The organism is Bradyrhizobium sp. AS23.2 (genome assembly GCF_001908185.1).
GTDB lineage: Bacteria > Pseudomonadota > Alphaproteobacteria > Rhizobiales > Xanthobacteraceae > Bradyrhizobium.
Genome location: NZ_LGHM01000338.1, coordinates 1 through 3,392, shown reverse-complemented (window position 1 = coordinate 3,392; position 3,392 = coordinate 1). Strand labels below are relative to the sequence as shown.

Below are 3,392 nucleotides of genomic sequence, written 5' to 3'. Positions count from 1 at the left end.
CAACAACCCGAAGCCCTTCAAATGGACCAAGTCCGCAGACCAGATCTTGGCTTCCGTCAAACGCTTCTGTCACAAAGCTCAGCAGACATTATGTGGCGAACTTTAGATTCACGTGACTAGGGCGCGTACTCACAAATCTTCGTCGATGTCCGGTTCGCCCCGACACCGACCGCCTTTGTGCAACCGCAGCAAATGTCGCGATGGGCCAGAAGCGGGCTTTTGGGCCATGGGTGACTCGATCTCAACGGCTTGCAACTGGCTCATGCTGTGGGCACCGTCCCGCCGTCGATGACATACTCAGCGCCCGTGATCGATGCGGCGCGTGGCGAGACCAGGAAGGTGATCAGATCGGCCACCTCTTGGGGCCGGGCGGGGCGACCAAGCGGAATGCCGCCCAGGGATTCCATGATGATCTTCTTCCCACCTTCATAGTCAGTGCCACGTTCCTCTGCCAGCCGTTGCGCGAATGCGACAGCGGCATCTGTCTCGATCCAACCCGGCGCGACGCGGATCACCCGGATGCCTTTGGGCGTTACCTCCTTCGATAAGCTCTTACTGTAGGTCGACAGCGCTGCCTTGGCAGCCGCGTAAGCCGTGGTCGCCTCCGGTAACGGCAATACGTGCTGGATCGAGGTCACATGAATGATCACGCCAGCGCCTTGTGCGATCATGGACGGCAGCAGAGATCGATCGAGTCGAACCGCCGGCATCAGATTCAGGTTCAACGCTCTCAGCCATTCCGTGTCGTTAAGCGTGGCGAACCCACCGGGCGGCGCGCTCGATCCGCCGACGACATGTACGATGACGTCGATGCCGCCGAATTCGCGCAGCACGCTTTGCGCTATTGCGTCGCAGCCGACAGCGGTCGTGAGATCGGCAGCAATATAGCGAAGCCGATCCGACTTACTCTCGGGAACGGTTCGCGCCGTGGCCATAACCCTCGCGCCGGTCGCGAGCAGCTTATCGACGACCGCCGCCCCGACCCCTTTCGTGCCCCCGGTGACGAGTGCGCGGAGATCCTTCAAGCCAAGCTCTGCGTTCACTGCACAATCTCCAGTCGCGAGATCGCATCGCCATCGAGAGTGAACGTGTAGTGTAGATCCACGGGGCTGCCAGGGAAGTTGCCGGTCACGCGCGCGGTGACCACAGTTTGCCCGCCGTCGTTCTTGATCGCGATGGGCTCGGCGACGTAGCTGTACTTCGCCGTCGAAGCCGCCTTCCACTCTTGGATGGCCTTGCGACCTCGGTAGGTCTTTCGCTCGTCGATCACGGTCGCATCCGCGGTAAAGCAATCGGCGACGGCCTCGCGACTCGTGGCATCCGCGGCAAAATAGGCTGCAATGGGCTTGGGCAGGTTGATCGGCATATCGACCTCATCTATCTGTTTCGTACTGGACAAGATCGGGTGAACATTACTAAATGACAAGAACGCACTAAAAAGTAAGGTACTGACGAAAAAGTATGCGGAGTTATACAAGAGAATCAGCGGCAGAAGGCGTTGAGAAGGCGCTGACCTTGCTCGAAGGTCGTTGGAAGCTCGTGATTTTGTTCCATCTGTTTGGCGGTCAGGTTCTGCGCTTCTCGGATCTTGAGCGCGCGATTCCGAAGGTGTCGCAGAAGATGCTGATCCAGCAACTTCGGCAGATGGAGAAGGACGGCATCGTCCGCCGCACCGTGCATCATCAGGTGCCGCCTAAAGTGGAGTACGGCTTGACCGATTGGGGGCAGGCGCTTTGTCCCGCTCTCGATGCCCTCCTGAGTTGGGCAGCACAACGCGATGATTATGCAGCACACATCATTAGTTCGGAGAGCTAATGCGAGCGGCGATCAGCTTGCATACTCGATAGGTCGGCGATGAGGTTGCTATGGGTCACAAGCAGCGGTCGTGGCAAGCGCGGCCGCGCGTCCGGTCTACCTCAGACGGCCAACATGCCGCCGGCTGGTTGTTATCGGCTCAGGGCCAGAAGCGGGCGTTTAATCTCGAGAAGCGCCGTTGATAGCGTCTCGGCTCCCAGACATGATCGACAGCAGTCTGCGAAGCTCAGGGGTGGGCTCCCGGATGCCCTGCTTTGCGCGACGGCCAATCGATCTGACATGTCGGAAGAACCCGTAAGCGGTGAGCACGATTGCAACCATTGCGGTCGCGCAATAACCAGCCCCAAAAAGAACGATGCACGCCATCCACGCGACGAATAACACCGCCTGCCAAAGTAAGGCGAAGCCGAGATATGTTGCGCCGGTTGGGATGCCCTTACTCATGCTGACAACCTATGCTGCACCCTTGCAACCCGAAGCACCTCCCAAGTGCATCATTCCGGCTTACCGACGCGCCCATAGTAAAGATTGCGTTGCTCAGCAAAAAGGGGGACTTCTGCTTTGGGTCATTTTCGACGGATTCATCAGGGATTGTCGGCAGGTTGATGTCCGCTTCTGCCCGTAAGCGCCGAACCGGGGCCGAGCCAGAAGCGTTGCGTTTGGCCGGACTTCCGTGATTCAAACTCCCAAACTGGGGGCTCGAATCATGCGCTACGAACTCGCCGACTATGAATGGACGGCCACAAGGCCGATGCTGCCGAACAAGCCGCGTGGCGTTCCTCGGGTGAACGAAAGACGTGTCCTCAATGGCATCTTCCGGGTCCTCCGATCAGGAGCACCCTGGCGTGATCTGCCAGCGGCGTTTGGCCCATACACCACTTGCTACAACCGGTTCGTCCGCTGGCGGCGGGCTGGTGTCTGGGGCCGCATCATAGACGCACTTGCCGCTGCCCATGATGCCGCTGTCCAGATGATCGACACCTCCATTGTCCGCGTGCATCAGCATGGATCCTGCATCACAAGGAACCAGCGCCAATCGATGGGAAGGTCCCGCGGCGGCTTGACGAGCAAAATCCATGCGGTGGTCGATAGCAATGGTCTGCCGGTACGGCTGGCGCTGAGCCCCCGGTGAGGCCCATGACGTTCGATTTGCCGGAAAATTGCTGTCTTGTCTGAAATCCGGGTCAATGCTGCTTGCCGACCGTGGCTATGACGCCGACTGGATTAGAGAGCTTGCCATGAAGAAGGGCGCGTGGGCCAACATCCCGCCGAAAAGCAATCGCAGCGATCCGATCTGCTTCAGCCCGTATCTCTACCGCGCTCGCAACCGGGTCGAGCGGTTCTTCAACAGGATCAAACAATGTCGTCGAGTTGCAACGCGCTACGACAGGCTCGCCGCCAACTACCTTGCCTTCGTTCAGCTCGCGTCAATCAGGCTATGGCTGCGCCTTAATGAGTCCGCATCCTAGTCATCTGGAACGCAAGTTCGTCACATTATATGATGGCTCGAATCTCTGTAGAGGAGAGCGCTTGTGGCGAATGCAGGTGTTAGAGGCCGGCCAATCGAGCCGTTGGTG

General features: G+C 58.8%; 4 protein-coding genes. 2 read left to right on the top strand and 2 right to left on the bottom strand.

Annotated features, from left to right (window positions below; all coding sequences use genetic code 11):
• Window positions 1–260: 260 nt before the first annotated feature.
• Together AC630_RS41970 and AC630_RS41965 are read right to left on the bottom strand one after the other, a co-directional pair.
• On the bottom strand, window positions 261–1,043 hold the full coding sequence (locus AC630_RS41970) for an SDR family oxidoreductase (RefSeq protein ID WP_074124314.1): 783 nt from the start codon (window positions 1,041–1,043) through the stop codon (window positions 261–263).
• Window positions 1,040–1,366: a nuclear transport factor 2 family protein gene (locus AC630_RS41965; RefSeq protein WP_074124312.1), complete on the bottom strand. Its 327-nt coding sequence runs from the start codon at window positions 1,364–1,366 to the stop codon at window positions 1,040–1,042. The genes AC630_RS41970 and AC630_RS41965 overlap by 4 nt, the downstream gene beginning before the upstream one ends.
• A gap of 95 nt (window positions 1,367–1,461) precedes the next feature.
• Here AC630_RS41965 and AC630_RS41960 point away from each other — a divergent pair, with 95 nt between their 5' ends.
• Both AC630_RS41960 and AC630_RS41950 read left to right on the top strand, forming a co-directional pair.
• The gene (locus tag AC630_RS41960; protein ID WP_074124310.1) at window positions 1,462–1,815 is read left to right on the top strand and encodes a winged helix-turn-helix transcriptional regulator; all 354 of its coding nucleotides are present in this window, start codon (window positions 1,462–1,464) and stop codon (window positions 1,813–1,815) included.
• A gap of 706 nt (window positions 1,816–2,521) precedes the next feature.
• A protein-coding gene (locus AC630_RS41950; protein ID WP_167561395.1) for an IS5 family transposase occupies window positions 2,522–3,284 on the top strand; the annotation gives its coding sequence in 2 pieces (ribosomal slippage) (window positions 2,522–2,938 and window positions 2,940–3,284; 762 coding nt in all).
• Window positions 3,285–3,392 lie beyond the last annotated feature (108 nt).